Origin of the sequence: Micromonospora sp. NPDC005806 (genome assembly GCF_042871425.1) — a bacterium.
GTDB lineage: Bacteria > Actinomycetota > Actinomycetes > Mycobacteriales > Micromonosporaceae > Micromonospora.
Genome location: NZ_JBIAIL010000006.1, coordinates 109903 through 136251 on the forward strand (window position 1 = coordinate 109903; position 26349 = coordinate 136251).

The window sequence follows — 26349 nt, forward strand, 5'->3', positions numbered from 1 at the left end:
CCGCGGGGCTCCGCTACGTGCGCTCACAGCGTGACGAGCCAGTTGCGCAGCAGCGCGGCACCGGTGTCGGCCGACTTCTCCGGGTGGAACTGGGCCGCCGAAAGCGGACCCCGCTCCACCGCGGCGACAAAGTCGGCGCCGTGCCGCGCCGTGGTGACGGCGGCCCCGGCCGCGGTCAGCCCGGCCACGTCGGTCACCCCGTACGAGTGGACAAAGTAGAACCGGGCGTCGGCCGGCAGGCCGGCGAAGAGCACCGAGCCCCGCGGGGCGTCGACGGTGTTCCAGCCCATGTGCGGCAGCCGCTGGGCGGGCAGCTTCGTCACCCCGCCGGGCAGCAGCCCGAGCCCCTTGGTCACCACGCCGTGCTCGTCGCCGTGCTCGAAGAGCACCTGCATCCCGACGCAGATGCCGAGCACCGGGCGGCCGGCTCCCACCCGCTCCGCGATGACCGGGCCGGCGCCCAGCGCCTCGATCCCGGCCATGCAGGCGGCGAACGCGCCGACGCCCGGCACCACCAGGCCCTCGGCCTCGGCGGCGGCGGCCAGGTCGTCGGTCACGGTGACGTCGGCGCCGGCCCGCTCCAGGGCGCGCTCGGCCGACCGCAGGTTGCCCGAGCCGTAGTCGAGCACCACCACACGCCTGCCCATCAGCCCTCCCCGCCGAGCAGCCAGAGCAGCCCGCCGGCGGTGGCCAGCGCGGCCAGCAGCCCGGTGACCACCACCGCCCCGCGCGACGCGTCCTGCTTGTACAACGACCACGTGCCGCCCACCAGCACCCCGGCCAGGACCAGCAACAGCGTCGGCAGCACCCGCCCCATCACAGCGCGCCCTTCGTGCTGGGGATCGCGCCCGCGTTGCGCGGGTCGATCGCGGTGGCCTCGCGCAGCGCCCGGGAAACCGCCTTGAACTGCGCCTCGACCACGTGGTGGGCGTCCGGGTGGCCGCCCGGACGGGCCGCCCGCAGCACGTCCACGTGCAGGGTGATCCGGGCCGCCTGACCGAACGACTCCCAGATGTGCCGGGTCATGCTGGTCGGGTAGACCGGCCCGATGTACGGCGCGAGCACCGGCTCGTCGTGCACCACGTACGGCCGGCCGGAGAGGTCGACCGCGGCCCGGACCAGGACCTCGTCCATCGGGACGGTGGCCGAGCCGTACCGCCGGATGCCGGCCTTGTCCCCCAGCGCCTGGTCGAACGCGGCACCCAGGGCGAGCGCGGTGTCCTCCATGGTGTGGTGGGCGTCGATCTCCAGGTCGCCCATGGTGTGCACGGTCAGGTCGAAGCCGCCGTGCCGGGCGATCTGGTTCAGCATGTGGTCGTAGAAGCCGACGCCGGTCTCGATGTCGGCCTTGCCGGTGCCGTCGAGGTCGATCTCGACGAGGACCTTGGTCTCCTTGGTGACCCGCTCGATCCGGGCGGTGCGACTCATTGTGGCAGCTTCTCCATGGCGGAAAGGAAGGCGTCGGTCTCGGCGGGGGTGCCGGCGGTGACCCGCAGCCAACCGGGCAGGCCGACGTCGCGGACCAGCACGCCGGCGTCGAGCAGCCGGCGCCAGGCGCCGGACTGGTCGCCACCGACCTCGAACAGCACGAAGTTGGCGTCGCTGTCAGCGACCCGGTGCCCCCGGGCGCGCAGCTCGGCGACGATCCGGTCCCGCTGCTCCATGATCGCGGCGACCGTGCCGAGCAGGGCGTAGCGGTGCGCCAGCGCCGCGCGGGCGGCGGCCTGGGTGAGCGCGGAGAGGTGGTACGGCAGCCGAACGAGCTGCACCGCCTGCACCACGGCCGGGTCGGCGGCCAGGTAGCCGAGCCGCCCACCGGCGAAGCCGAACGCCTTGCTCATCGTGCGGGTGACCACCAGCCGGGGGTGGTCGGGCAGCACGGCGAGCGCGCTGACCGTGCCCGGCCGGGCGAACTCGGCGTACGCCTCGTCGACGACCACCATGCCGGGCGCCTCGGCCAGCACGGCGGCGACCACGGCCGGGTCGAGCGCGGTGCCGGTCGGGTTGTTCGGCGAACAGAGAAACACCACGTCGGGCCGGTGCGCCCGGACCTGGGCGACCGCGTCGGCGGCGGTCAGCCCGAAGTCGGCGCCGCGGGTGCCCGGGATCCAGCCGGTGCCGGTGCCGAGCGCCAGCAGCGGGTGCATCGAGTAGGCCGGGGTGAAGCCGAGCGCGATCCGCCCGGGACCACCGAACGCCTGGAGCAGCTGCTGCTGGATCTCGTTGGAGCCGTTGGCCGCCCAGACCTGGTCGACGGTGAGCCCGTGGCCGAGGTATCCGGCCAGGTCGGCGCGGAGCGCGACGGCGTCCCGGTCCGGGTAGCGGTTGAGGTCGCGCAGCTCGGCCGCGAGGGCCTTGCCGATCGCCTCCACCACCGGCTCGGGCACCGGATAGGAGTTCTCGTTGGTGTTCAGCCGGACCGGCACGTCGAGCTGCGGCGCCCCGTACGGCGTCAGGCCCCGCAGGTCGTCGCGGAGCGGAAGGTCGCCCAGCGTCGTCACGACCCGTCCCCCGCGAAGCGCACGCTGACGGCCTGGCCGTGGGCCGGCAGGTCCTCGACCCCGGACAGGGTGACCACGTGCGGGGCCACCTCGCGCAGCGCGTCGCGCCTGTACTCCACGAGGTGGATCCCGCGCAGGAAGGACTGCACGGACAGCCCGGAGGAGTGCCGCGCGCAGCCGCCGGTGGGCAGCACGTGGTTGGAGCCGGCGCAGTAGTCGCCGAGCGACACCGGCGACCAGGCGCCGACGAAGACCGCCCCGGCGTTGCGGACCCGCAGCGCCCACTCCCGGGCGTCCGCGGTCTGGATCTCCAGGTGCTCGGCCGCGTACGCGTCGACCACCCGCAGCCCCGCCTCGAGGTCGTCGACCAGGACCACGCCACTCTGCTCACCGCGCAGCGCGGTGCCGATCCGCTCGGCGTGCTTGGCCGCCGGCACCTGCCGGGCCAACTCCGCGTCGACCGCGTCGGCCAGCGCCACCGACGGGGTGACCAGCACGCTGGCGGCGAGGGGGTCGTGCTCGGCCTGGCTGATCAGGTCGGCGGCGACGTGCGCCGGGTCGGCGGTGTCGTCGGCGAGGATGGCGATCTCGGTGGGGCCGGCCTCGGCGTCGATGCCGACCACGCCGCGCAGCAGCCGCTTGGCGGCGGTGACCCAGATGTTGCCCGGGCCGGTGATCATGTCGACCGGCTCGCAGCGCTCGGCGCCGTCCGGGTCGACCGTCGCGCCGTAGGCCAGCATGGCCACCGCCTGGGCGCCGCCGACCGCGTAGACCTCGTCGACGCCGAGCAGCGCGCAGGCAGCCAGGACCCGCTGGTCGGGCAGGCCGCCGTTGTCCTTCTGCGGCGGGCTGGCCACCACCAGCGAGCGCACCCCGGCCGCCTGGGCGGGGACCACGTTCATCACCACGGTCGACGGATACATGGCCAGGCCGCCGGGCACGTAGAGGCCGACCCGGTCGACCGGCACCCAGCGCTCGGTCACCGTGCCGCCCGGCACCACCCGCGTGGTGTGGTCGGTGCGGCGCTGGTCGGCGTGCACCTTGCGGGCCCGGGTGATCGACTCCAGCAGCGCGGCCCGCACCTGCGGGTCGAGGGTGTCCTCGGCGGCCCGGATGGTCTCCACGGGCACCCGCAGGCGCTCCGGGGAGACGCCGTCGAACCGTTCGCTCGCCTCGCGGATCGCCGGGTATCCATGCTCCCGGACCGCCTCCACGAGGGGGCGGATCCGCTCGACGGCCACGGAGACGTCGAGCTGGGCACGGGGCAGCAGGCGGCGCGGGTCGCGCACCCCGCCGCGCAGGTCGATCCGATTCAGCACCCTTGCGAGTCTAGGCGGCCCGCCACCGACCCGGCCCGTGCCGCCCGTAGGCCGGGACGGTGAGCCGGGACACGCCGGGCGGGCGCCATCGGGATACCCTCGGACCCGTGACCGCACGGCTGCCGGTGTTCCCGCTCGGGACGGTCCTCTTCCCCGGGCTGGTCCTCCCGCTGCACATCTTCGAGGAGCGCTACCGGGCGCTGGTGCGCCACCTGGTCGGGCTGCCGGAGGGCGCGCCCCGGGAGTTCGGGGTGGTGGCGATCCAGGCCGGCTGGGAGGCCGCCCCGGCCGGGCCGCCGGGCCGGCCCGCCCTCGGCGGTGGGGAGGTCACGCTGCACGAGGTGGGCTGCACCGCGGAGCTGCGGCAGGTCACCGAGCTGGCCGACGGCGGGTTCGACATCGTCACCGTGGGGCGGCGGCGGTTCCGGATCGCCGAGGTGGACGAGGGCGCCGCGCCGTACCTGACCGCGGCGGTGGAGTGGCTGCCGGAGCCGGCCGGCACCGACGAGGTCGCCGGCCTGCTCGCCGCCCGGGTGATCTCGGTGTTCCGCCAGTACCTCGGCCTGATCCGGCCCGACCCGCAGGAGATCTCCGAGCAGCTGCCGGAGGATCCCACCGTGCTGTCGCACCTGGTCGCCGCGACCGCCGCGCTGACCGTCGCCGACCGGCAGCGGCTGCTCGCCATCGACGACACCGCCGCCCGGCTCCGGGCCGAGCTGCGGCTGCTCAACCGGGAGACGGCCCTGCTGCGTCAGGTCCGGGCCGTCCCGGTGCCGCTCAGCGAGCTGGCTGGTCCCCCGGTGCCGAACTGATCCCGGGGCCGGCCGGCGGCCAGCCGCCGTCAGGCTCCGGCTCCGGACGCAGCGACGACCACCGCGACCAGCCCGCCAGCAGGGTGTACGTCACGGTCACCCCGAACGCGGGCAGCAACAGGTTGCCGTGTGGCACGGGAAGCACACCGAGATACCAGTCCACCCCGCCCGCGCGCAGGTCGGCCGGCTTGGTGAAGAACGTCCCGTCCGGCGCGGTGGCCAGCAGCCGGTGGTAGGTGCCGAGCCCGATGCGGCGGCCGAGCCGCCAGGCCAGCACCGCCGCGCCGAGGCCGCCCAGCGCCCCGGCGAACAGGTCGAGCGGGCCGCGGCGGCGGCGCAGCACGAACCAGAGCGCGATCGCGGCGAGCACCCCGAAGCTGAGCCCGAGCAGGCTGAACCAGCCGTCGGCGGCGATCGGCTGCTCCGGCTGGGTGGTGGCGTAGATCGCCCCCTCGGGGGTCTTCTGCACCGGGGTGGCCGGCGCCACCGCGGCCCAGAGCAGTCCCAGCGGCGCACCGAGCACGCTCAGCAGGAGCGCGACGACGAGGGTGGTCCCGACCGCCCGCAGCCGGCCGGCGGGGCGGTCGTTGGCGGTCGCCATGCTGGCGACCCCCGGGTACCCGGCGAGCGGGTCCGCGCCGGGCGCGGTGACCGGGGTGCCGGCGGGCACCGGCAGGCCCGCAGGCCAGTCGGGCAGGTCGTGCTCCGCCGCATCGGATCCGGCCGGACGCCCGGCGCCGGGCGCGGGCGCGTCGGGCCGGCCGGCGTCCGGGGCGGGGCGCGGGGACGCCTCCGGGCCGCCGGACGGGCGGTCGGCGGCACCGGGCTCGCCGGGACGGTCGGCGGCCCGCTCGGAATCAGGGGTGTCCGGAGTCACCCGATGATCCTCTCAGGCGGCGGGCCGGCGCGGGGCGGCGGTGGCGGTCAGCGGGTGAACGGTTCGAGCATCACCGCGGCGGCCTTGAGCCACGCCTGCCGGGTCTCGGCCTGGAGCTGGTGGTATTCGATCGAGGAGCCGGTCTCCAGCGCGGGGTCGTACGGCACCACCGCGACCGCCCGGGTCCGAGTGGCGAAGTGCCGCTCCAGGTCGTCCTGGAGCGGGCTGCGCCCCGGCGTCGGGCAGGAGATCAGGGTGACCGCGTTGTCGGCCAGCTCGCCCATCCCGACCTCGTGCAGCAGGTCGAGCATCCAGTCCGCGCTGAACGCGGCGTCCTCGCGCGGCACGGTGGTGACCACGAGCTGGTCGGCGGCCTGCATGACGGTCCGCCAGTTCGGGCTCTCCACGTTGTTGCCGGTATCCACGCAGACCACCTCGTGGGTGCGGCGCAGCAACTCCAGCACCCGCTTGACGGTGAACTGGTCCAGCCGCTGGGCGAACCGGGGGCTCTCCTCGCCGGCGAGCACGTCGTACGAGCCGTCGGAGGCGTGCCGCAGGTAGTCGTCGAGGTGCTCCAGCAGGGTGGCGCCCTCCAGGATCTCGATCTGCGCGAGGTCGTGGACCAGGTGCCGGATGGTGCGGGCGTGCCGGGCGCTGCCGGCGCGCAGGCCGAGGGTGCCGCGCAGCTCGTTGTCGTCCCAGGCGAGCACGCCGCGCCCGCGGACGCTGCCCACGGTGGCCGCGCCGAGCACGGTGGCGGTGGTCTTGTGCACGCCGCCCTTGGGGTTGGCGAAGGCGAGCACCCGGGGGCCGCCCAGCTCGCGGCGGAGCACCCCGGCGGCCCGCTCCAGCTCGCTCTCCGGCCCCGGGGCGCGCCACTCGACCCGGGCCGCCGCCTGATACGTCGGGACCGGCGCGACCGGCTCCGGGTAGGCCGGCTCGGCCGGCGGAAGAGTGTCCGGCTGGTAGCGACCCCGCTCGAGCAGCGCGTAGCGGGACTCCGCCGGGGGCGGCTCGGGCCGGTAGCCGCCGTTGTCGAGCAGCGCGTAGCGGGACTCGACGGAGGCGGTGCCCCGGCCACGCGGCTCCGGCTGCGGCTGGCCGGGCTCGCTCTGGTACGCCGGCTCGGCCCGCCAGGACGGCTCGGCGCGGTGGTCCGGCTCGCTGCGGTACGCGGGCTCCGCCCGGTAGGCCGGCTCGCCGCCGTAGCCGGGCTCGACCCGGTAGGCGGGCTCCACCCGGTAGGTCGCCTCGACCCGGTACGACGGCTCGGCGCCGTACGACGGGTCACCCGGTCGCCCGGCGGCCTGGGCCCGGCCGGTCCAGCCGGTGCCGGCACGCCGGGGCATCTGCTCGGCGGGCGGCGGCGCCGCCTCGTCGGCGCGGCGCTCCGCCTCGCTCTCCTCCGCGCCGCGGCCGCCGAGCCGGGCCCGGTCGAACAGCGCCCGCCACCGCGGCGCCGGCTCAACCTGCCGACCCCAGCCGGTCTCGCTGCCGTCCAAGGCTCCGCCTCCCCCAGCCCATCGATCTCCGCCTGACAGGCTACGAACGAAACCCTATTCGGACCACACCCCTGAGCGCACATCCCCCGGTGGCTCTCCTCACCGCCGATCCGGGCGACGGCCGCCGACGGCCACGTCTCAGGAGGTGGGAGCCGGATTCGGCGATCCGGGGGCGGCCGGGGCCCCGCCGTGTGCCGGTGAGGATCCGTTCACCGTCGGTGCGGCTTCCGGCGAACTGCCCTTCCCGGGACCGCCGGTGGGGTCGGCCAGGGCGGTGTCGGCGGGCGGCCGGGCCACGTCCCGCTGTTCCGGCAGCGGCGGGGAGAACACCGTGCGATCCAGCCGCACCATTTCCGGCGCCGGATCGACCACCCGGACGCCGGATCGGCCGGCCAGGGCGCGCAGCGCCGCCGGGGTGTCCCGGACCACCGCGGCGTACACGCAGGCGCAGCCGGCGCGGTAGGCGGCCGCCTCCCGGGCCGCGACCGCCGCACCGGTCACGTACACCCGGTGCAGCTCGGGATCGGCGGAGGCCGCGGGGGCGGCGGCCCGGGCCCGGTAGTCGGCGGCCTCCCGGTCCTTGCGCGCGGCCACCTCGGCCATCCCGGCGACCACGTCGTCGGGGACCCGCATCGCGGCGATCCGGACGATCTCGGTCTGCCGGCCCGGCAGCGGCACCCGGGCGACCACCCCCGAGACCGGCGTGGCGCCCAGCGCGGTGGCCGCCTGCGCGGGCGTCAGGTACGCGGCGAAGGAGACCAGGGCGTAGTCGCCCGGTCCCGGGCTGGCCGGGGTGGCGAGCGCGGTCAGCTCGGTCGACGCGGCGCGCAGGTAGTCCGGGATACGGTCGCCGTCGGCCACGCCGACCCGGGTGACCTCGCCCACCGTGCGGTCGCCCGCCGGCTCGTCGCGCCGCTGCACGACCGCGACCACCAGCACCACCAGCGCGCACCCGAGGGCGATCCAGGTGAGCGCTGCGGACCGCGACGGGCGCGGCGGTACGTCGGCGGGCACGGCTTCCCTCGTCGGAGAGTCGGTCGGGTGGCGTCAGTCGCGGAGGATCTCCAGCGCCCGGGCCAGGTCGTCCGGGTACTCGCTGACGAAGGTGACCTCCGCACCGGTGCGCGGGTGCAGGAAGCTCAGCGAGCGGGCGTGCAGCCACTGCCGGGCCAGCCCGAGCCGGGCCGAGAGGGTCGGGTCCGCGCCGTAGGTCAGGTCGCCCACGCAGGGGTGCCGCAGCGTGGAGAAGTGCACCCGGATCTGATGGGTACGCCCGGTCTCCAGCCGCACGTCGAGCAGGCTGGCCGCCGGGAACGCCTCGAGGGTGTCGTAGTGGGTGATGCTCGGCTTGCCGCCGGAGACCACCGCCCAGCGGTAGTCGTGGTGCGGGTGCCGGTCGATCGGCGCGTCGATGGTGCCGCGCAGCGGGTCGGGGTGGCCCTGCACCACGGCGTGGTAGCGCTTCTCCACCTCGCGGTACTTGAAGGCGCGCTTCAACGCGGTGTACGCCGGCTCGCTCTTGGCCACCACCATGATCCCGGTGGTGCCCACGTCGAGCCGGTGCACCACGCCCTGCCGCTCGGCGGCGCCGCTGGTGGAGATCCGGTGGCCGATCCCGGCCAGTGCACCGATCACCGTCGGGCCGGTCCAGCCGGGGCTGGGGTGGGCGGCCACGCCGACCGGCTTGTCCACCACGACGATGTCGTCGTCGGCGTGGACCACGGTCAGGCCCGGCACGGCCTGCGGCACCACGGTCGGCGGGGCGGCCGGCGCGGGCAGCGTCACGTCCAGCCAGGAGCCCGCCTTGACCTTGTGCGAGTTGGGCCGGGCCACACCGTCGACCAGCGCGTCCCCGGCGTCGACCAGCCCCGCCGCGGCGGTGCGGGACAGCCCGAAGAGCCGGGAGACGGCCTGGTCCAGGCGCATGCCGTCGAGGCCGTCCGGGACGGGCAGCGAACGGTGGTCGCCGCCGGCGGCGAAGGCGGAGGTCACACCCGCCCCCGCGGCTCGCCGCCGGTGGTCGCTTCGGTGGACTCCGCGGCCTGCGTCGGCCCGGCGCCGGCCCGGCGGCCGTCGCGCTGCCGGCCGGTCAGCTCGAGCAGCACCGCGAGGACCACCCCGCAGACCAGGGAGCTGTCGGCCAGGTTGAACACCGGCCAGACCTGCCCGTACGGGTCGAAGAGGCTGACCATGTCGACCACGTGGCCGACGAAGTGCCCGGGGGCGCGGAAGATCCGGTCGGTCAGGTTGCCCAGGGCACCGCCCAGCACCAGCCCGAGCGAGACGGCCCACGGCAGCGACCGCAGCCGCAGCGCCATCCAGCCGATCCAGGCGATCACGCCGATGGTGATCAGCGGGAAGACCCAGGTGTGGTCGGAGCCGATGCTCCAGGCCGCGCCGCTGTTGCGGGTCAGGGTGAGGTAGACGGTGCCGCCGAGCAGCGACACCGGGCCCCGGCCGGTGAGCGACGACAGGGCCAGCTGCTTGGTCACGAGGTCGGCGAGGAGCGCGATCACGGCGACGGCGAGCAGGACCCCGACCGCCTTGCGGCGGGGCGTTCGGCCACCCGACTCGACGGTGTCGGACCCGGCGGGCGGTGCTGCGGTCATCTGCTCCCCATCGACGCTCTCAGCCGGTGCTGCTCACCGTCTGACGTACGGCCGCTGGGGAGCGGGCGTCAGCGCCGCTCCTCCAGCTGCTTGCAGGTCACGCAGAGGGTGGCCGACGGGAACGCGGCGAGCCGCTCCACCGGGATCGGGTTGCCGCACCGCTCGCACCAGCCGTAACCGCCCTCGTCGAGACGCTCCAGGGCGCGCTCGACCTGCGTGATCCGCTCTTTGATGCTGTTGGCGAGAGAGATCTCCTGCTCCCGCTCGAACGTCTTGGTGCCGGTGTCGGCCTGGTCGTCCCCGGCCGAGTCGGTCAGCCGGTCGCGCTGCAGCTCGGTGATCTCGCTCAGCGTCTGATCGTACTCGGCATTCAGCTCGTCCCGCCGCGCCGCCAGGGCGGCCCGGATCTTCTCGGTCTCCGCCGCGCTGCGGGTGGCCTTCGCCACCGGCTTGCGGCCGGCGGTCTTGGTGTCGGCTGGCTTCGCCATCGTCAGCTCCCTCGGCCGCGTACCGCGGCAGTCGGCGGTGCCTGGGCAGGGGTCACCCGCCTCGGCGTCCCCACGTGCAGAACGGGCGCGCGGCCAGGAAGGCCGCGCACTCCGGAGGGTGGCAAGAATACGGAACGTACAGGCGTCCGACAACGTGCCGCACCGTCGCACCGCGATTCAGCCCCGAACAGCCACCAATCGGGGCAAAGGGAACGCTAGCAGATCAACCGTCCCGGTCCTCGCCGTACTCACCAAACCACCGGGCCAACCGGCCCCGGCGGCTCACCGCGCGCAGCCGCCGCTCCGCCTCGTCACGCGCCTCGGCGGTGGTCACGATGAGCAGGCTGTCGCCGGTCTTGAGCCGGGTGTCCGGGCCGGGCACGAACCCCGCCCCGTCGCGCAGCACCAGGGTCACCGACGCGCCCACCGGCAGGCGCAGCTCGTCCACGTGCACCCCGCTCAGCCGGGACCCCGGCGGCACCTCGATCTGGAGGAGATCGGCCCGCATCCGTTCCAGCGGGGCCGTCTCGACCCGGATCTCGGCCGCCTCGGCGGGCGCGGTGACCCCGAGCCGGCGGGCCGCCGGGGCGAGCGTCCCGGCCTGGAGCAAGGTGAAGATCACCACCAGCACGAAGACGGCGTCGAAGAGCCGGTCCGCGCCGGGCACCCGGAGGGAGAGCGGGATGGTGGCCAGCACGATCGGCACCGCCCCGCGCAGCCCCGCCCAGGAGAGGAAGAGCTGCTCGCGCAGGGGGAACCGGAACGGCAGCGCGGAGACCGCGACCGACAGCGGCCGGGCGAGCAGCAGCAGGGCCAGCCCGGTCACCACGGCCGGCAGCACCGCGTCGCCCAGCCGGGTCGGCGACACCAGCAGGCCCAGCAGGACGAACAGGCCGATCTGGGCCAGCCAGGCCAGCCCGTCGGCGAAGCCGAGGATGGCCTGCCGGTGCGGGAGGCGGGCGTTGCCGAGCAGCACCCCGGCGACGTAGACGGCGAGGAAACCGGAGGCGTGCAGCACCGAGCCGGCGGCGTACGCCAGCACGGTGAAGCCGACCACCGCGATCGGGTAGAGGCCGGCCGAGGGCAGCGCGGCGCGGCGCATGGCGTACCGGCCGGTGATGCCGGCGGCCACCCCGACGGCCGCGCCGACGCCCAGCTCGTAGCCGACCAGGAGGACGTCGTACCACCAGGGGTGGGCGGCGGCCACGCCCCGGGAGAGCAGCAGCACCAGGATCACCACCGGGGCGTCGTTCATGCCCGACTCGGCCTCGAGGGTGGCCACCAGGCGCGGCGGCAGACGCAGCCGGCGCAGGGTGGCGAAGACGGCCGCCGCGTCGGTGGAGGAGAGCACCGCGCCGTAGAGCAGCGCCAGCCGCCAGTCCAGGCCGAGCAGCAGGTGCACCACGACCCCGACCACCGCGATGCTGACCACCACGCCCACCGTCGAGAGCGCCGCGGCCATCCCGAGCACCGGGCGCAGCGTGCTCCACCGGGCGCTCAGGCCACCCTCGGCGATGATCACGATGAGGGCGCAGAAGCCGAGGACCCGGGTCAGCTCGACGTTGTCGAAGCGGATGCCCAGGCCCGCCTCGCCGATCGCCACCCCGAGCGCGAGGTAGACGAGGAGACTCGGCACCCCGAGCCGGGTGGAGAAGCGCACCGCGCCCACCGCCACGAGCAGGACGGCCGCGCCGAGCAGCAGTGCGAGATCCAGCCCGGGCGTCATCCGCTACCGGCCCGGGCGGTCCTCACTCGGCCGATCCGTCGCGCAGCCGACGCAACACGTCGGGCAGCCCGGCGGCCGGTCGCTCGATCAGGAAGAGCTTGTCGCGGCTGGCCGCGCCGGCGCGCAGGGAGACCGCCGCCGGCCGGACGCCGAGGGCACCCGCCAGCGCCCGCCGGGCCGCCTCGGTGGCCCGCCCGTCCACCGCGGGCGCGTTCACCGCGATCACCAGAGCCGGCCCGTGCGGGCCGTCGAAACGTCCGCCGACCCGGGCCCGGGAGGCGCCGGGCTTCACCCGTACCGCGACGGTGAGCGGGGCGTCCATGGTCACCACGATCGGCCCAGCGGCGGGTCGGCGAGCAGGACGGTGGCCGGGGCGCAGCGGGCGCACGGGGTGAAGCCCAGCTCGACCGCCTCGGCGACGGGCAACTGTTCGTCGTCCCGGCCCACCAGGTGGGGGCAGTCGGCCAGGTGGAACCGGGGATGCCCGTCGACCACCCGGACCTCGTCGTCGAGGCGGGACAGCCGGGCGGCCTCCGCCGGCGACAGGGACTGCGCGGGCGGGTCGGCGTCGTACGGGCCCTCGGCGGCCGGCGAGGTGGGCGCCGGGGCGTCCGGCACCGGGACGGCGTCGTCGGGGAACGGCGCCCGCGGGTCCGGGGGCAGGTAGGGATCCGCGACGACCGGCTCCCGTGGGGAGTACGCCGGGTCGGCGACCGGCGGCTCGGGTGGTTGCCGCCACCCGGGTGCGCCGGTGCCGACCGTCGACGGGATGTGCTGGACCGGGATCTCCGGCTCCACGGGCGGCGGGCCGCCCGGGTCGGTGCGGGGGCGCGACCGGTCGGTCCGGTCCGCCGTGGTCCGGGCGACGGCCGCCTGGCGGGCGCCCGCGACGAGGGCCACGGCGGCCAGCAGGCTGGCCGCGATGGAGGTGATCAGCAGCGGGCTGGACCCACCGGCCAGCCCGGCCACCAGGAGCACGACCGCGACGGGGATGAGCAGGATGCTGGTGACTATCACGGCTCACCCCCGCCGCGTCGTGTCGGTCTGCGCTGCCGGCGGCCGTCCGGGGACGGCCACCGACGGCGGGATCAGCGGCCGGACTCGAGCGAGCCCGCGCGGCCGGCGCCGTAGGAACCGGCGAGGCCGGCGGTGGCGAGGCCGTTGTTGCCGCCCGCGGCGCGGGTGCCCTCGTGGTTCATCTCGGCCTCCAGGCCCTGGCCGCGGCCGTCGAGGTCGCGCAGCTGGCTCTCCAGGTACGCCTTGAGGCGGGTGCGGTACTCGCGCTCGAACTGCTTGAGTTCCTCGATGTGCTTCTGCAGCGCGGTGCGCTTGGCGTCCAGGCCGCCCATGGCCTCCTGGTGCCGCTGGCGGGCGTCCCGCTCGAGGGCGTCGGCCTTGGCGCGCGCCTCGCGGGTGACCTCCTCGGCCTTGGACCGGGCCTCGGAGAGCAGCTGGTCGGCCTCGCGGCGGGCGTCGGACACGTGGTCGTCGGCGGTGCGCTGGGCCATCATCAGCACCCGCAGCGCCTGCTGCTCGCCGTCCGGGCCGGCGGCCGGGCCACCCTGGGCGCGGACCTGCTCCAGCTCGGCCTGCATGGCGCGGGCCGCCTGGTCGGCGGCCGCCTTGTCGCGCTGCACGCGGTCGAGCTGGGCCTTGACGTCGTTGAGCTCCGCCGCGAGGCGGGGGTCGCCGCCGGGGCCGGCGGGCGCGCCGCCTCGACCGCCGCGCTCCACCTGGGCGCGCAGCTCGTTGTTCTCCTCGATCAGACGGGCAAGCTCGCGCTCGACCTCGTCCAGGAAGGCGTCGACCTCCTCCTCGTCATACCCCCGCTTGCCGATCGGCGGCTTTTTGAAGGCGACGTTGTGGACGTCGGCCGGGGTCAGCGGCATCGAAACTCCTCGGGTCAGTTGCGGCCGCGAAAGCAGGCTGATCAGCTGAAAGCTTTGATCAGCTGCCCTAACACGAACTCCATCAGCACGAACAGGATAACCAGGAGCACAAGAGAGGCCAGGTCGACGCTCACGCTACCAATTCGCAGTGGTGGAATCACACGCCTCAACGCGCGCAGGGGCGGATCAGTGACGCTCCACACCAATTCCAGTCCGGCCGACGCTCCCCGCCCCGGTTGCCAGCGGCGACCATAGGCCAGAACCGCGCTGAGGACAAATCGGGCCAAGAGTACAAGCAGGAACAGGTACACCAGCAGATAGAGCACCTGGAACAGGATCGACAACACGGCAGGCGACGTCCCTCGGTCGTGCGGGCTAGCTCAGGCTGAAAAAGCCGCCCTCAGCGATCTTGGCCTTGTCCTCCGCGGTGACCTGGACGTTGGCCGGTGAGAGCAGGAACACCCGGTTGGTCACGCGCTCGATCGTACCGCGCAGCCCGAACGCGAGCCCGGCGGCGAAGTCCACCAGCCGGCGGGCGTCCGCCTCGTCCATTTCGGTGAGGTTGATGATCACCGGGACGCCGTCGCGGAAGTGCTCACCGATGGTGCGCGCCTCGCGGTAGGTGGTCGGGTGCAGCGTGGTGATCTGGTAGCGCTGCTCGTCCTCGGCGGCCACCGCCCGCTCCCGCGACTGCACCTGCGGCGCCAGGGCCAGGTTGTCCCGGGTGTGGTAGGTCAACGCGCCGGAGGTCTCGCCGGCTCCGGACCGGGTGATCGACCGGACGCTGGACCGCTCCGTCCGCTCCGGACGCTCGAGGTCGGCCCGGTCGGTGTCGACGGCGCGGCTCGAGGCGCGCTCGGTCAGCCGACCCCGGTCGCCGACCCGGGTACGGGTCACCGGCGGCTCCTCGGACTCCTCGTCCTCCTCGTCGGCGAACTCCTCCGAGTACCGGCTCGACCGGTAGCGCGAGTCCCGGTAGCCACCCTTGTCGTAGCCACCGTCCTCGTACGCCCGCTCGTCATCCTCCTCGACGAGTCCGAGCCAGACCCCCGCCTTGCGCAGTGCACCCATCCCCGCGCCCTTCCGTCCGCCGTGCGGCACGCGCCCCCGTGCCGTGTCGCTTGATCACGAGTGGACAACGACGTGCCCACCGGACCGGATCGGCAATCCCCTGGCGAGCGATTCGCGATCCGCTCGCCACGGCCCCCGGCTACGGGAACGCCGTTCCTGAACAACACAGATGTAATTTGCTTCCTTCGCGGTCAGGCTACCGCAGCGTGGGGCGCATTCCGAGCAACGCGCTACCGACGCGGACATGTGTCGCGCCGTACCCGATCGCGATTTCCAGATCGCCACTCATTCCGGCCGACAACATCGTCGCCTCCGGATACCGGCCGCGGAACCGTTCCGCCACCTCGGCCAGCCGGGCGAACGCCCGTTCCGGCTCCCAGCCCAGCGGCGCCACCGCCATCAGGCCGCCCAGCCGCAGCGCCCCGGCCCCGGCCACCGCCTCGGCCACCGGGTCGAGACCGCGGTCCGGGTCGGTCGCGTCGGGCAGCGCCCCGCCCCGGGCCGGATCGCCGTCGATGCTCACCTGCACCAGCACGTCCAGCGGTCGGTCCCGCCCGGCCGCCGCGGCGGCGTCGAGGGCGCCGGCCAGCCGGACACTGTCGACCGACTGGACCACGTCGGCATACCGGACCACCGAGCGGCACTTGTTGCGCTGCAGCTGGCCGATGAAGTGCCAGCGCGGCACGACCCCGGCGACCGCCACCTCGGCGGCCTTCGGGGCCGCCTCCTGGTCGCGATTCTCCCCCACGTCGGTCACCCCGAGGCCGGCCAGCGCCACCACGTCGCCAGCCGGGTAGGTCTTGGTCACGGCGACCAGGGTGACCTCGCCCCGGTCCCGCCCGGCAGCCGCGCAGGCGTCGGCGATGCGGGTACGGACCCGGGCCAGCCCGGCCGCGAGTTCGGCGCGACGGTCGGGTCGCACCGTGGCTGTCGTGTCGGTCATCGGCGCGGCTCAGGAACCGTTCTTGAGGAAGTCGGGCACGTCGACGTCGTCGAAGAGCACCCGGCGCGGCGACTGCTGCGGGGCCGGCATGGTGGTCGGCGGGTTGACCGCCGCGTTCGGCTGGGCCGGCTGGTTCTGGTTGGTCTTGCGGCCCGGCTCGGCCGCCTTGTACGCGGGCATGCCCCCGTCGAAGCCGGCCGCGATCACGGTCACCCGCACCTCGTCGCCGAGGGCGTCGTCGATGACCGCGCCGAAGATGATGTTGGCCTCCGGGTGCGCCGCGTCGGTGACCATCTGGGCGGCGTCGTTGATCTCGAACAGGCCCAGGTCGGAGCCGCCGGCGATGGAGAGCAGCACGCCCCGGGCGCCGTCCATGCTCTGCTCCAGCAGCGGGCTGGAGATGGCCGCCTCGGCCGCCTCGACCGCGCGGTTCTCGCCGCGGGCGCTGCCGATGCCCATCAGCGCGCTGCCCGCCCCGTTCATCACGCTCTTGACGTCGGCGAAGTCCAGGTTGATCAGACCGGGAGTGGTGATCAGGTCGGTGATGCCCTGAACACCGGAGAGGAGCACCTGGTCGGCCGTGCGGAAGGCGTCCATCATGCTGATGTTGCGGTCGCCGAGCGCCAGCAGCCGGTCGTTCGGGATGACGATCAGCGTGTCGCACTGGTTGCGCAGCTCGTCGATGCCGGACTCGGCCTGCACCTGGCGACGCTTGCCCTCGAAGGAGAACGGCCGGGTCACCACGCCGATGGTCAGCGCGCCGAGCTTGCGGGCGATGTTCGCCACCACCGGCGCGCCGCCGGTGCCGGTGCCGCCGCCCTCGCCGCAGGTCACGAAGACCATGTCGGCGCCCTTGAGCACCTCCTCGATCTCGTCGCGATGGTCCTCGGCGGCGTTCTTGCCGACGTCCGGGTTCGCGCCGGCGCCCAACCCCCGGGTCAGTTCCCGGCCGACGTCGAGCTTGACGTCGGCGTCGCTCATCAGCAACGCCTGCGCATCGGTGTTGATCGCGATGAACTCGACGCCCTTGAGCCCAACCTCGATCATCCGGTTGACGGCGTTGACGCCGCCGCCACCGATGCCGACGACCTTGATGACCGCCAGATAGTTGTGCGGAGGTGTCATCTCCGGTCCTTTCCCTTCGAGATTGGCATGGGCCGACCCCACACGGCTTGGCCGGACCAGCGGCGGAGCATTCCCAGCGAGGACGACGACGGAAACCCTCACCCTCTACTAGAGGCTTAGAGCAATGTCAACCACTGATCTCTTCGGGGCAACGTAAGCGCCGCCGCGCGATGAGCCAAGGACCTTTCCGGCGTGTCGCCGCCGGGAGCGGGCGGTGACACATCCGCCGACCGACCGCTGAGCGGGCCGGCCCACGTCGGCTGAGCGGCGGATCACTGGTAGGTGACCACGTCCGGCGCGCTGACGTCGATCGTGTCGGCCTTCCGACCGAGCAGGGCGGTGGCCACCTTGGACTTGTCGGGACCCCGGGTCGCGTCCCCCCAGAACACCGTCCGGCCCTCCCGCAGCCGCAGGGTGATCCGGGCCAGCCCGGCCACGTCCACGGCGACCAGTTCGGCGCGCAGCCGCGGGCTGAGCGCGGCGAGCACGTCCAGCCCCGCCCGGGTGCCCGGGTCGTCCGGCGCCGGCTTGCCGACCCGGACCACCGGCAACCCGTCGGGGGCCCGGGGCAGGTCCCGGAAGACCACGCCGGCGCGGTCGATCACGGCGAACCGGTCCCCCTGCGGCACCGCCGCCACCGGGGTCCGCTCCACCACCCGGATCACCAGCGTCCCCGGCCAGTCCCGCTCCACCGTGGCCCGTTCCACCGGGGCGAGGGCGCCGACCCGGCGGGCGGCCGCGGCGAGGTCCACCCGGGCCAGCGGCGCGTCGTCCGGGACGGCCGCGGCGTCGCGTACCTCGACCGGGGTGACCAGCTTCGCGCCGACCACCCGCACCTCCCGGACGCCGAACAGGCCGGTGCCGAGCAGCGTCCAGGCGACCAGCCCGGCGACCGCGAGCACCCCGGCGGCGACCGCCCAGGGCAGCGCCGCGCGCATCCGGCGCTGCCGGGCCCGGGCCATGAACCGCCGGGTGGAGGGCGGTACGGCGTCGGCGCCCGCCCGGACCAGCTGCCACTGCCGGACCGGGTTGCGCCGGCCGGCCCCGCCGTCCTGGCCCGGGGTCCGGCCACGGGCCGGGCCGGGGCTCATCCGGCCGTGGCCGCCGCGCCGTCCGGGCCGACGCCGGTGCCGATCGCCGCCTCGCCCGCCCCACCGGCAGGCGCCAGCAGGGCGTCGAGCAGTTGGTCGCCCATCAGCGAGATCGGCGGCGCGCCCATGGTCACCACCACGTCGCCCGGGCGGGCCCGGCGGGCCACCTCGGCCGACACGTCGTCCCACGCCTCGACGAAGACCTTCCGGTCGGCCGGCAACGGCACCGCCTCGACCAGCGCGACCGAGCCCTCGCCGGGCTGGCGCAGCTCGCCCGGCCCGAAGACCTCCAGCAGGACCAGCTCGTCGGCGATGGCGAGGGCGGCGGCGATCTCCGGCTGCAGGTCGCGGGTGCGGTAGAGCCGGTACGGCTGGAACACCACGATCAGCCGGCCCGCACCGGCCACCTCGCGCAGCGTCTGCAGGGCCAGCGTCATCGAGGTCGGGTGGTACGCGTACTCGTCGTAGACCAGCACGCCGTCCGCCACACCCTTGCGCTCGAAGCGCCGCCGCACCCCGGGGAACGCGCCGAGTGCCGCCTCGGCCGCCGTGACCGGCAGGCCCAGCAGGTACGCGGCGAGCACCGCCGCGGCGCTGTTGAGCGCCATGTGCCGCCCGGGGATCGGCAGCCGGATCTCGCCCAGCGACCGGCCCTCGATCTCGGCCAGGTAGCGCACGCCCTGGGCGGAGGAGGCCACCTCGCTCATCCGCAGGTCGGCGTCGGGCGACTCGCCGTACGTCCAGACCCGGCGGCCCTCGGCCCGCAGCGTCTCGGCCAGCCGCCGGCCGCCCGCGTCGTCGGCGCAGGTGATGACGAACCCCTCGGGGTCGGTGAGCCGGGCGAACTCGGCGAACGTCGCCTCCAGGTTCGCCAGGTCGCCGTACGTGTTGAGGTGGTCCGCCTCGATGTTGGTGATGATCGAGACGTACGGGCGGTAGATGAGGAAGGAGCGGTCGCTCTCGTCCGCCTCCACCACGAAGTGCTCGCCGGTGCCGTGGTGCGCGCCGGAGCCGACCTCGGAGATCTCCCCGCCGATCACGAAGGACGGATCGGTGCCGGCCTGCTGGAGCACCATGGTGACCATCGAGGTGGTGGTGGTCTTGCCGTGGGTGCCGGCGACCGCCACCGTCCGCCGGCCGGTCATCGCGGCGGCCAGCGCCTCGGACCGGTGCAGCACCCGCAGGCCGCGCCGGCGCGCCTCGACCATCTCCAGGTGGTCCTGCGGGATGGCCGACGAGTAGACCACGGTGTCCACGCCGTCGAGGTTCGACGCCTCGTGGCTCATGTGGATGGTGCCGCCGAGCGCGCGCAGCCCGGCCAGGGAGGGCCACTCCCGCAGCTCGCTGCCGGAGACCGGCAGGCCCCGGGTGAGGAAGAGCCGGGCCAGGCCGCTCATGCCGACGCCGCCCACCCCGATCAGGTGGATCCGGCCCAGGTCCTCCGCGGTCATGGTGCCGGCGGGGGTGAACTGCGCGGTGTTCATGAGAGGTACCTTCCCGTCGCGGCGGGCCCGGTCACCGGACCACCGCCTCGTAGACGAAGTTCAGCAGGGCGACATCGCCGTCGCGCCGGCCGTACGCGGCCGCGGCGGCGCCCATCGCGGCGAGCCGCCGCGGGTCCCGGATCAGCGGGATGACCGTCCGCTCCAGCCAGTCCGGGGTCACCTCGGCGTCGTCGACGAGCAGCCCGCCGCCGGCCTCCACCACGGGCAGCGCGTTGCGCTTCTGCTCCTGGTTGCTGTGCGGGTACGGCACGTAGATGGTGGGCAGGCCGATCGCGGCCACCTCGGCACAGGTCATCGCCCCGCCCCGGCCCAGCATCAGGTCGGCGGCGGCGTATCCCAGCTCCATCTCGGACAGGTAGGGCAGGGTCACGTACGGCACCGGCAGGTCGGTGGGGACGGAGACCGGCTCGTTGCGGGCGCCGATCACGTGCAGTACCTGCACACCGTTGCGGGCCAGCTCCTTGGCCGCCCCGGCGACCGCCAGGTTGATCGAGCGGGCACCCTGCGAACCGCCGGCGACGAAGAGCACCGGCAGGTCGGGGCGGAGTCCGAAGTGGGCCCGGGCGGCGTTGCGCATGGCAGCCCGGTCCAGGCCGGCGATGCCCCGGCGCAGCGGCACCCCGACCACCCGGGCGTCGCGCAGCGACTCGGCCTGCAGCGGCTGGTGCGGGAAGCCCACCGCGACGTTCTTGGTGAACTTCATCCCCAGCCGGTTGGCCACGCCCGGCGGCACGTTCACCTCGTGGATGACGATCGGCAGCTCGCGCCGCCAGGCGGCCAGGTAGCCGGGCACCGAGACGTACCCGCCGAAGCCGACCACGACGTCGGCCTGCACCTCGTCGATCACCTTGCCCGCCGCCCGGGCCGCCTTCCACATCCGGTCCGGGGTGCGGACCAGGCTCATGTTGACCGAGCGGGGCAACTGGTAGGCCGGGATCTGGCGCAGGTCGTAGCCGGCCGGCGGGATCAGCTCGTTCTCCAGGCCCTTCGGTGTGCCCAGGCAGGTGATCCGGACACTCGGGTCGTGACGGCGCAGGCAGTCGGCGAAGGCCAGCAACGGATAGATGTGCCCACCCGTACCGCCTCCGCAGAGCACCACCGAACGCAGCGGACCCATCAGCGTCTCCTCTCGCTCGCCGCGCCGGCGCGCGACCGGCCCGGCCGGGCGCCGCGGGTTGCGGCCTGGTCGTCCTCCCGCCGCGTCCGGGACCGGGGCACGGACCCACGGTCCCCCGGTGGCGACGCCGGTCGGCGGCGCCGCCCGGGAAGCGGCGGCAACGGGGCCCAGAGTAGTCGGACCCACCGGGCGGGCGGACGGGCATGCAGGGCTCGCGCCGCGTCCGGCTCCGCGCGGGCGAAGGAGGCGAGCATCCCGACCGCGGCCAGAGTCACCACCAGGGCGCTGCCGCCGTCGGAGATGAACGGCAGCGGCACGCCGGTCAGCGGCAGCAGGCCGGTGACCCCGCCGATGTTGATCACGGCCTGGCCGACCAGCCAGGCGGTGACCCCCGCGGCGGCCAGCCGGCGGAACGGGTCGTCCACCCGGCGGGCGATCCGCAGCCCGGTGTACGCCAGCACGGCGAAGAGCACCAGCACCACGACGCAGCCGACCACGCCCAGTTCCTCGGCGATGATCGCGAAGATGAAGTCGTTGTGCGCCTCGGGCAGCCAGCCGAACTTGAAACTGCTCTTGCCCAGTCCCACGCCGAACCAACCGCCGTGCTCCACCGCGTAGCGGGCCTGGACGAGCTGGTAGCAGCCCTCCAACTGCTCCTGGAAGCAGGTCTTCGGGTCGGGCGGGTCGAGGAACGAGGTGAGCCGGGTCAGCCGGTAGTTGGCGGCGTCGCTCGAGCCGGAACCGGCGCCGAGTGACGCGGCGGCGACCAGCAGGCCGACGCCGGCCAGGCCGACCGCGGAGAGCGCGGCGAACACCCGCGTCCGCACGCCGGCCGCCCACAGCATGCCGACCACCAGCGCCAGCAGGCAGAGCATGCTGCCCAGGTCGTTGTAACCGACCAGCACGAAGAGCAGGCCGACCACCGGGAAGAGCGGGGTGGCCAGCTCCTTCCACCAGCCCAGCGCGGCACCCTTGCGGGCCAGCACGTGCGCACCCCACAGCACCAGCGCGAACTTGGCCACCTCGACCGGCTGCACCGAGATCGGGCCGAGGTAGAGCCAGAGCAGCTCGGCCTTGAGCGGACCGATCGCCTTGACCCGGAACAGCGCATCCAGCGCGACCAGCAGGTTGAGGATCAGCAGCAGCACCACGGCCAGCCCGAGGAAGGGTCGGCCCAGCGCGCGGAACGAGCGGGCGGGCAGCCGCTGGCAGGCCCAGAACGCCACGATGCCGATCACCGCGAAGATCGTCTGCTTGACCAGGGAGGCGGAGGCGTCGCCGCGGTCGGCGTAGTCCTTCACGCTGGTCGCCGAGAAGACCATGGTCAGGCCGATCAGCAGCAGCAGGCCGGTGCTGGAGAGCAGCAGGTAGTAGGAGGCCAGCGGCCGGGCCAGCAGCCCGCGCAGCGCGGCCAGCCCGCCGGCCGCGTCCAACCCGAGCAGCGGGGCCGGCGGGTCCGCCGGCCGGGTCACGGCGGGTGGTCGCGCGGCCTGCGTGTCGGTCGTGCCCTCGGTGTCTCGTCCCTCCCCCACGTGCCCATCATCGCGGCTCGGCGCGCCCGCCCGTGGCGCAACCGCCCGGTCGGCGTGTCGCACTGGTGAAAGGACGGGCCCCTGGTCAACGCCAGGCGTTGACAAGGGGCCCGTCCTCACCGGTCAGGGTCAGGAGCTCAGGTGACGGCGGCGAGGAACTCGCTGTAGAACAGGCCGAGCGCGATGGCCACGCCGATGCCGGCGATGATCCAGAACCGGACCACGATGTTGACCTCGCTCCAGCCGGCCAGCTCGAAGTGGTGCTGCAGCGGCGACATCCGGAACACCCGCTTGCCGGTGGTCCGGAACGAGATGATCTGGATCACCACCGACATCGTGATGATCACGAAGAGGCCGCCCAGGATCGGCAGCAGCAGGATGGTCCGGGTGGACATCGCCATGCCGGCGATCAGCCCACCCAGGCCGAGCGCCCCGGTGTCACCCATGAAGATCCGGGCCGGCGAGGTGTTCCACCACAGGAAGCCGACACAGGCCCCGGCCGCCGCCCCGGCGATCAGCGCGATCTCCAGCGGGTCCCGGACCGTGTAGCAGTAGGCCTCGGTGTAGTTCGGGTCGGCGCACCAGTGCCGGTACTGCCAGAAGGCGATCAGCGCGTACGCGGCGAGCACCATCACCGAGGCGCCGGTGGCCAGGCCGTCCAGGCCGTCTGTCAGGTTCACCCCGTTGGTCGCCGCCATCACCACCATGATGATGACGATCACCGCGCCGACCTTGCCGATCTCCAGGGCCGGGATGTCCCGGATGAAGCTCAGCGTGGTGCTGCCGACGGTCTCGGTGTTGGTCGCGATGCCACGGACGTCGGTCATGCTGCTCGGGAAGTAGAGCGCCACGATGCCGAAAATCGCGCCGACCAGGATCTGGCCGGCGAGCTTCCCGCGCTTGTTCAGACCCCCGCTGTGCCGCTTGCGGACCTTGAGGAAGTCGTCGATGAAGCCGACCGCGCCGGAGAACACCATCAGCCCCAGCAGCACCAGCGCCGTGATGGTCGGCTCGACCTGGGCGATCTGCGCGTCCGGCAGGGTGGTCAGGGCCAGGTGGCCGGCGACGTACGCGATCACCGTGGCCAGGATGAAGACCACGCCGCCCATCGTCGGCGTGCCCTTCTTGCCCTGGTGCATGGCCGGGCCCTCGGCCCGGATCGGCTGGCCGGCCTTGAGCCGGGTGAACACCTTGATCGCGATCGGGGTGCAGAACAGTGAGATGAGGAAGGCGACCCCGACGGCGACGATCACCGCCCTCATGAGGTGACCTTCTCCCCGGTGGCCTCGCGCAGCGCGTCGGCCACCTCCCAGGTGCGGTACCGGGAGCCCTTCACCAGCACCACGTCACCCGGACGTAGCTCACTCCGCAGCACCTCGACGGCCGCCGCCTGATCGGTGAGCAGCACCGACTCTCCTCCCCAATTGCCTACTGCTGTCGCGCCTTCGTGGATCGGCGCCGCCGGCTCGCCCACCACGAGCAGCCGGTCGACCCCCAGCTCGGCCGCGAGCCGGCCGACCTGCTGGTGCCCCTCCCGTTCAAAGTCGCCCAACTCGGCCATGTAGCCGAGCACCGCGACGGTACGCCCCCGCCCGCGCATGCTCGCGAGCGCCCGCAGCGCCACGCCCGTCGACGCCGGGTTGGCGTTGTACGAGTCGTCGATCACGGTGATCCCGTCGGAGCGCTCGAAGACGTCCATCCGCCTTGTGGAGACCAGGCCCAGCTCGCCCAGCGCGACGGCCAGCTCGGCCAGCGGCATGCCCAGCTCGCGGGCGACCGCCGCGGCGGCGAGCGAGTTGGAGACCTGGTGCCGCCCGGTCAGCCCGAGCCGCACCGGCGCGCGCCCCTCCGGGGTCACCAGCGTGTACGCCGGCCGCCCCCGCTCGTCCAGCGTCACGTCCACGGCGCGTACGTCGGCCCGCTCCGACTCGCCGTACCGGACCACCCGGGCCTCGGTGCGCGACGCCATCGCGTCCACCAGCGGGTCGTCGGCGTTCAGCACGGCCAGCCCGTCGGCCGGCAGCGCCTCGACCAGCTCCCCCTTGGCCAGGGCGATGGTCTCCACCGAGCCGAATTCGCCGATGTGCGCCACACCGACGTTGAGCACCACCGAGATCCGCGGCGGCACCACCTCGCACAGGTAGCGCACGTGCCCCACCCCGCGGGCGCCCTTCTCCATCACCAGGTAGCGGGTCTCCGGGCCGGCCTGCAGCGCCGTGTACGGGTGCCCCAGCTCGTTGTTGAACGAACCGGGCGGCGCCACGGTCGGGCCGAGCCGCACCGCGAGCTGGGCGATCAGGTCCTTGGTGGTGGTCTTGCCCGAGGAGCCGGTCAGCCCGATCACGGTCAGCCCGGGCAGCCGGTCGACCACCGCGCGGGCCAGTCGCCCCATCGCGTCGAGCGCGTCGGCGACCAGCACCATCGGCACGCCGGACACCTCGCGGGTGCCGAGCACGGCCACCGCGCCGGACTCCACCGCGCCGGCGGCGTAGTCGTGGCCGTCCACCTTCTCGCCGGGGAAGGCCACGAAGAGCCCGCCGGGCGTGACCTTGCGCGAGTCGAACTCGACCGTGCCGGTGACCCGGGCCGCCGGGTCGGCGGCGACCAGCCGGCCGTCGACGGCCGCGGCGACCTCGGCCAGGCTCAGCGGGATCATCGCTGCCCCACCAGGTCACCGAAGCGGGCGCGCAGCGCCTCGGCCAGCTCCACCCGGTCGTCGAACGGCAGCACCTCGCCGTTGATCTCCTGACCGCGTTCCTGGCCCTTGCCCAGCACCGCCACCACGTCACCCGGTTCGGCCAACCGGACCGCCTCCTCGATCGCGGCCCGCCGGCCGGGCGCCTCGACGATCCGCCCGGCGGCGTTCGCCGCGTACGCGCCGGCCAGCACCTCGGCCCGGATCGCGGCCGGGTCCTCGGTGCGCGGGTTGTCGTCGGTCACCAGCACCACGTCGGCACCCACCGCCGCGGCGGCGCCCATCACCGGGCGCTTGCCCCGGTCCCGGTCGCCGCCGGCGCCCAGGACGCAGATGAGCCGGCCGGCGGTCAGGTCCCGCAGGGCGGCCAGGACCGCCTCGATGGCGTTCGCCTTGTGCGCGTAGTCGACCACGCCCCGGACCGGGGCGTCGCCGCTGACCAGCTCCAGCCGCCCCGGCACCCCGCCGCAGGCGGCCACCCCGGCCACCGCGGTGGCCGGGTCGACCCCGGCGGCCACCAGGACGGCGATGGCGAGCAGCGCGTTGGCCACGTTGTGCCGGCCGGGCAGCGCCACGCCGGTGGGCAGGGTCAGCCCGTCCGGGCCGTGCACGGTGAAGCGCTGGGCGTACCCCTCGCCGTCGATGCCGTCCGCCCACCAGGCGGCGGCCGGGTCGCCGGCCGCCGAGTAGGTCACGGTGGCCGGCTTCAGCAGGGGCCGCAGCGCCGGATCGTCATGGTTGAGCACCTCGACCTGGCAGCGCCCGTCGAAGAGTTTCGCCTTGGCCGCGAAGTAGTCCGCCTCGTCGGCGTGGAAGTCCAGGTGGTCGGAGCCGAAGTTGGTGTAGCCGCCGACGGTGAACCGCACCCCGCCGACCCGGCCCATGGCCAGGGCGTGGCTGGACACCTCCATGACCACCGTGTCGACCCCGCGCTCGCGGGCCACGGCCAGCATCGCGTGCAGGTCGGTCGCCTCCGGGGTGGTCCGCACGCTGTCGATCACCAGGTCGCCCAGCCGGGTCTCCACGGTGCCGATCAGGCCGGTGGTCCGCCCGGCGGCGCGCAGCCCGGACTCGATCAGGTAGCTGGTGGAGGTCTTGCCGGCCGTGCCGGTCACGCCGATCACGGTGAGCCCGGCGGTCGGATCGCCGTAGACGGTGGCGGCGACGTCGCCGAGCACCGCCCGGGGGTCGTCCACCACCAGGATGGGCAGGCCCGCGGCGGCGGCCAGCTCGACGCCGGCCGGGTCGGTCAGCACGGCCACGGCACCGGCCTCGGCCGCGCCGGCGGCGAACTCCGCACCGTGCCGGCGGGCGCCGGGCAGCGCCGCGTACAGATCGCCGGGGCGGACCTCCTGGCTGGCGTGGGTCACTCCGGTGACGGCCACCTCGGCGACCCCTTCCGGCGGCGCGACAGCCAGCCGGGCGGCGAGGTCGCCGAGCCGGACGGGGTTCACGGTACGGGGACGTGGATTGCCGGGCACGGCGTCAGACCCTACCCGGTCGTCCGGTCCCGACCACACTGCCGCCCCGGTGGTTCGTCCCCACTC

General features: G+C 74.4%; 27 protein-coding genes. 1 reads left to right on the top strand and 26 read right to left on the bottom strand.

The genetic code is table 11. The annotated features are described in order from the left end of the window. Positions 1-23: 23 nt before the first annotated feature. Genes hisH through hisD form a run of 5 tightly spaced genes read right to left on the bottom strand, consistent with a single transcriptional unit; the run spans position 24 to position 3820 of the window. Entirely contained in the window at positions 24-647 is a 624-nt protein-coding gene (gene hisH, locus ACFYOS_RS09510) for an imidazole glycerol phosphate synthase subunit HisH (protein WP_387137611.1), read from the bottom strand. Continuing rightward, on the bottom strand, positions 647-817 hold the full coding sequence (locus ACFYOS_RS09515; RefSeq protein ID WP_387137614.1) for a hypothetical protein: 171 nt from the start codon (positions 815-817) through the stop codon (positions 647-649). Before ACFYOS_RS09515 ends, hisH begins: the two co-directional genes overlap by 1 nt. Beyond that, positions 817-1428, bottom strand: coding sequence for an imidazoleglycerol-phosphate dehydratase HisB (hisB, locus tag ACFYOS_RS09520; protein WP_387137617.1), 612 nt, complete (start codon positions 1426-1428; stop codon positions 817-819). The genes ACFYOS_RS09515 and hisB overlap by 1 nt, the downstream gene beginning before the upstream one ends. Continuing rightward, positions 1425-2501, bottom strand: coding sequence for a histidinol-phosphate transaminase (locus ACFYOS_RS09525; protein ID WP_387137620.1), 1077 nt, complete (start codon positions 2499-2501; stop codon positions 1425-1427). Before ACFYOS_RS09525 ends, hisB begins: the two co-directional genes overlap by 4 nt. Continuing rightward, entirely contained in the window at positions 2498-3820 is a 1323-nt protein-coding gene (gene hisD, locus ACFYOS_RS09530) for a histidinol dehydrogenase (RefSeq protein WP_387137623.1), read from the bottom strand. Before hisD ends, ACFYOS_RS09525 begins: the two co-directional genes overlap by 4 nt. Before the next feature lie 107 nt (positions 3821-3927). Here hisD and ACFYOS_RS09535 point away from each other — a divergent pair, with 107 nt between their 5' ends. Beyond that, a complete protein-coding gene (locus ACFYOS_RS09535; RefSeq protein WP_387137627.1) occupies positions 3928-4632 on the top strand; it encodes an LON peptidase substrate-binding domain-containing protein in 705 nt (234 codons plus the stop codon). Here the strand turns inward: ACFYOS_RS09535 and ACFYOS_RS09540 are convergent. The 21 genes from ACFYOS_RS09540 to ACFYOS_RS09640 form a co-directional block, all read right to left on the bottom strand. Then, positions 4598-5509 carry a DUF2567 domain-containing protein gene (locus tag ACFYOS_RS09540; RefSeq protein ID WP_387137630.1) on the bottom strand — a complete coding sequence of 304 codons (912 nt, stop codon included), beginning with the start codon at positions 5507-5509 and terminating at the stop codon, positions 4598-4600. The genes ACFYOS_RS09535 and ACFYOS_RS09540 overlap by 35 nt on opposite strands. 47 nt (positions 5510-5556) lie before the next feature. Continuing rightward, positions 5557-7011, bottom strand: a complete 1455-nt coding sequence (locus ACFYOS_RS09545; protein ID WP_387137634.1) for an ATPase — start codon at positions 7009-7011, stop codon at positions 5557-5559. Between the two features lie 138 nt (positions 7012-7149). Next, entirely contained in the window at positions 7150-8025 is an 876-nt protein-coding gene (locus tag ACFYOS_RS09550) for a hypothetical protein (protein ID WP_387137637.1), read from the bottom strand. Between the two features lie 33 nt (positions 8026-8058). Next, on the bottom strand, positions 8059-9003 hold the full coding sequence (locus tag ACFYOS_RS09555; protein WP_387137640.1) for an RluA family pseudouridine synthase: 945 nt from the start codon (positions 9001-9003) through the stop codon (positions 8059-8061). Further along, the gene (gene lspA, locus ACFYOS_RS09560; protein WP_387137643.1) at positions 9000-9620 is read right to left on the bottom strand and encodes a signal peptidase II; all 621 of its coding nucleotides are present in this window, start codon (positions 9618-9620) and stop codon (positions 9000-9002) included. Before lspA ends, ACFYOS_RS09555 begins: the two co-directional genes overlap by 4 nt. Before the next feature lie 68 nt (positions 9621-9688). After that, positions 9689-10108, bottom strand: a complete 420-nt coding sequence (locus ACFYOS_RS09565) for a TraR/DksA C4-type zinc finger protein (protein WP_046569752.1) — start codon at positions 10106-10108, stop codon at positions 9689-9691. Positions 10109-10331: 223 nt separating this feature from the next. Further along, positions 10332-11834, bottom strand: coding sequence for a potassium/proton antiporter (locus ACFYOS_RS09570; RefSeq protein ID WP_387137646.1), 1503 nt, complete (start codon positions 11832-11834; stop codon positions 10332-10334). Positions 11835-11856: 22 nt separating this feature from the next. After that, positions 11857-12156, bottom strand: coding sequence for a DUF167 domain-containing protein (locus tag ACFYOS_RS09575; protein WP_387137649.1), 300 nt, complete (start codon positions 12154-12156; stop codon positions 11857-11859). Positions 12157-12158: 2 nt separating this feature from the next. After that, on the bottom strand, positions 12159-12851 hold the full coding sequence (locus tag ACFYOS_RS09580) for a hypothetical protein (protein ID WP_387137652.1): 693 nt from the start codon (positions 12849-12851) through the stop codon (positions 12159-12161). A 71-nt stretch (positions 12852-12922) separates the two neighbouring features. Beyond that, entirely contained in the window at positions 12923-13723 is an 801-nt protein-coding gene (locus ACFYOS_RS09585; protein WP_387137655.1) for a DivIVA domain-containing protein, read from the bottom strand. A gap of 41 nt (positions 13724-13764) precedes the next feature. After that, a complete protein-coding gene (locus ACFYOS_RS09590) occupies positions 13765-14070 on the bottom strand; it encodes a YggT family protein (RefSeq protein WP_387137658.1) in 306 nt (101 codons plus the stop codon). Between the two features lie 28 nt (positions 14071-14098). Further along, positions 14099-14794, bottom strand: coding sequence for a cell division protein SepF (locus tag ACFYOS_RS09595; RefSeq protein ID WP_387137661.1), 696 nt, complete (start codon positions 14792-14794; stop codon positions 14099-14101). A 196-nt stretch (positions 14795-14990) separates the two neighbouring features. Next, positions 14991-15737 (bottom strand): YggS family pyridoxal phosphate-dependent enzyme, encoded by a 747-nt coding sequence (locus ACFYOS_RS09600; protein WP_387137664.1) that lies wholly within the window; start codon positions 15735-15737, stop codon positions 14991-14993. Positions 15738-15746: 9 nt separating this feature from the next. Then, complete coding sequence (gene ftsZ, locus ACFYOS_RS09605; RefSeq protein ID WP_387137667.1) at positions 15747-16862, bottom strand: cell division protein FtsZ; 1116 nt, start codon at positions 16860-16862, stop codon at positions 15747-15749. Between the two features lie 272 nt (positions 16863-17134). Continuing rightward, positions 17135-17953: a cell division protein FtsQ/DivIB gene (locus tag ACFYOS_RS09610; RefSeq protein WP_387137670.1), complete on the bottom strand. Its 819-nt coding sequence runs from the start codon at positions 17951-17953 to the stop codon at positions 17135-17137. After that, a complete protein-coding gene (murC, locus tag ACFYOS_RS09615) occupies positions 17950-19437 on the bottom strand; it encodes a UDP-N-acetylmuramate--L-alanine ligase (protein ID WP_387137673.1) in 1488 nt (495 codons plus the stop codon). Before murC ends, ACFYOS_RS09610 begins: the two co-directional genes overlap by 4 nt. Before the next feature lie 31 nt (positions 19438-19468). After that, positions 19469-20575 carry an undecaprenyldiphospho-muramoylpentapeptide beta-N-acetylglucosaminyltransferase gene (murG, locus tag ACFYOS_RS09620; RefSeq protein ID WP_387137676.1) on the bottom strand — a complete coding sequence of 369 codons (1107 nt, stop codon included), beginning with the start codon at positions 20573-20575 and terminating at the stop codon, positions 19469-19471. Then, a complete protein-coding gene (locus ACFYOS_RS09625) occupies positions 20575-21990 on the bottom strand; it encodes an FtsW/RodA/SpoVE family cell cycle protein (RefSeq protein ID WP_387137924.1) in 1416 nt (471 codons plus the stop codon). Before ACFYOS_RS09625 ends, murG begins: the two co-directional genes overlap by 1 nt. Before the next feature lie 254 nt (positions 21991-22244). Beyond that, on the bottom strand, positions 22245-23369 hold the full coding sequence (mraY, locus tag ACFYOS_RS09630; protein ID WP_387137679.1) for a phospho-N-acetylmuramoyl-pentapeptide-transferase: 1125 nt from the start codon (positions 23367-23369) through the stop codon (positions 22245-22247). Next, complete coding sequence (gene murF, locus ACFYOS_RS09635) at positions 23366-24763, bottom strand: UDP-N-acetylmuramoyl-tripeptide--D-alanyl-D-alanine ligase (RefSeq protein ID WP_387137682.1); 1398 nt, start codon at positions 24761-24763, stop codon at positions 23366-23368. The genes mraY and murF overlap by 4 nt, the downstream gene beginning before the upstream one ends. Beyond that, entirely contained in the window at positions 24760-26256 is a 1497-nt protein-coding gene (locus ACFYOS_RS09640) for a UDP-N-acetylmuramoyl-L-alanyl-D-glutamate--2,6-diaminopimelate ligase (RefSeq protein ID WP_387137926.1), read from the bottom strand. Before ACFYOS_RS09640 ends, murF begins: the two co-directional genes overlap by 4 nt. Positions 26257-26349: the final 93 nt, after the last annotated feature.

What these genes read in the sequence shown, in the direction of transcription:
- hisH (WP_387137611.1), bottom strand. Translation starts at nt 647, where the DNA reads ATGGGCAGGCGTGTGGTGGTGCTCGACTACGGCTCGGGCAACCTGCGG.
- ACFYOS_RS09515 (WP_387137614.1), bottom strand. Translation starts at nt 817, where the DNA reads ATGGGGCGGGTGCTGCCGACGCTGTTGCTGGTCCTGGCCGGGGTGCTG.
- hisB (WP_387137617.1), bottom strand. Translation starts at nt 1,428, where the DNA reads ATGAGTCGCACCGCCCGGATCGAGCGGGTCACCAAGGAGACCAAGGTC.
- lspA (WP_387137643.1), bottom strand. Translation starts at nt 9,620, where the DNA reads ATGACCGCAGCACCGCCCGCCGGGTCCGACACCGTCGAGTCGGGTGGC.
- ACFYOS_RS09565 (WP_046569752.1), bottom strand. Translation starts at nt 10,108, where the DNA reads ATGGCGAAGCCAGCCGACACCAAGACCGCCGGCCGCAAGCCGGTGGCG.
- ACFYOS_RS09570 (WP_387137646.1), bottom strand. Translation starts at nt 11,834, where the DNA reads ATGACGCCCGGGCTGGATCTCGCACTGCTGCTCGGCGCGGCCGTCCTG.
- ACFYOS_RS09575 (WP_387137649.1), bottom strand. Translation starts at nt 12,156, where the DNA reads ATGGACGCCCCGCTCACCGTCGCGGTACGGGTGAAGCCCGGCGCCTCC.
- ACFYOS_RS09585 (WP_387137655.1), bottom strand. Translation starts at nt 13,723, where the DNA reads ATGCCGCTGACCCCGGCCGACGTCCACAACGTCGCCTTCAAAAAGCCG.
- ACFYOS_RS09595 (WP_387137661.1), bottom strand. Translation starts at nt 14,794, where the DNA reads ATGGGTGCACTGCGCAAGGCGGGGGTCTGGCTCGGACTCGTCGAGGAG.
- ACFYOS_RS09600 (WP_387137664.1), bottom strand. Translation starts at nt 15,737, where the DNA reads ATGACCGACACGACAGCCACGGTGCGACCCGACCGTCGCGCCGAACTC.
- ftsZ (WP_387137667.1), bottom strand. Translation starts at nt 16,862, where the DNA reads ATGACACCTCCGCACAACTATCTGGCGGTCATCAAGGTCGTCGGCATC.
- ACFYOS_RS09610 (WP_387137670.1), bottom strand. Translation starts at nt 17,953, where the DNA reads ATGAGCCCCGGCCCGGCCCGTGGCCGGACCCCGGGCCAGGACGGCGGG.
- murC (WP_387137673.1), bottom strand. Translation starts at nt 19,437, where the DNA reads ATGAACACCGCGCAGTTCACCCCCGCCGGCACCATGACCGCGGAGGAC.
- murG (WP_387137676.1), bottom strand. Translation starts at nt 20,575, where the DNA reads ATGGGTCCGCTGCGTTCGGTGGTGCTCTGCGGAGGCGGTACGGGTGGG.
- mraY (WP_387137679.1), bottom strand. Translation starts at nt 23,369, where the DNA reads ATGAGGGCGGTGATCGTCGCCGTCGGGGTCGCCTTCCTCATCTCACTG.
- murF (WP_387137682.1), bottom strand. Translation starts at nt 24,763, where the DNA reads ATGATCCCGCTGAGCCTGGCCGAGGTCGCCGCGGCCGTCGACGGCCGG.